This window comes from Marinitoga sp. 1154, assembly GCF_013363285.1.
GTDB lineage: Bacteria > Thermotogota > Thermotogae > Petrotogales > Petrotogaceae > Marinitoga.
In genome coordinates this window covers 1-892 of the sequence record NZ_LBFB01000065.1, presented here as the reverse complement: position 1 = coordinate 892, position 892 = coordinate 1, and the positions used below count along the sequence as shown (strand labels likewise).

The following is an 892-nucleotide window of genomic DNA, read 5'->3' as shown; positions in this document are numbered from 1 at the left end:
GAATAAATTATAAAATGAAAGCATTTGCAAAAGATTTTGGATTTAAAATCAAATTATGTAAGCCAAGACATTCATATACTAAAGGGAAGGTTGAATCAGCAAATAAATTCATATCTTGGATATTAGCGTATGATAAGGATTTTGAAGACGAAAAGGAACTAAATGAAATTATACAAAGGATAAATAAAAAGGTTAATACTAGAATAAACCAATCAACAAATGTTCCACCATTACTGTTGTTTCAAAAAGAAAAAGAGTATTTATCTCCTTTGCCAAATAAAAATATCGTTGAATCATATTTGGACCACACTCATAAAGCAAAAGTCCAAAAAGATTCATTGATATATTACAAAGGAAATAAATACTCCGTACCGCCTGAATATATAGGCAAAACAATGAAAATAAAAACAAATGAAAATTATCTGTATATATATTATAACACAGATTTGATAACAGTACATAAAATAACAGATAAAAAAATAAATTATATATCAGACCATTATACAACATTAATGTCAAAGCATATAAAGGATTCAAAAGAACTAAATGAAATGTGTTCTAATAACCTGAAAAAATTAGATAATTTTTTGTAGGAGGGGAATATGAATAATTATATAAAACTACAAAATAATCTAACAGAATTAAATTTAATAAATATAAAAACCAATCTAGATAAATATTTGAACTTAATAAATACAGGAGAAAAAAGTGTAATAGACGCATTATATGAATTAAGTGAATTAGAAATAAAGGCAAAAGAAAAAAGAGCAATGAATGCATGTGTAAAAGTAGCTAATTTCCCATTTCTGAAAGGAATAGAAGATTTTGATTTCGATTTTCAACCAGGAATAAATAAACAGGAAATATTAGATTTAAAAAGCTTAAGATTTGT

1 protein-coding gene and 1 pseudogene are annotated in these 892 nt (G+C 24.7%); both read left to right on the top strand.

Features of this window, described 5'->3' with window-relative positions; translation table 11 throughout:
• Positions 1 to 593: pseudogene (locus XO12_RS11105) on the top strand (IS21 family transposase); the annotation flags it as partial.
• Positions 594 to 602: 9 nt separating this feature from the next.
• The coding region (locus XO12_RS11100) for an ATP-binding protein (RefSeq protein ID WP_254867740.1) at positions 603 to 892 on the top strand (290 nt) is incomplete at its 3' end.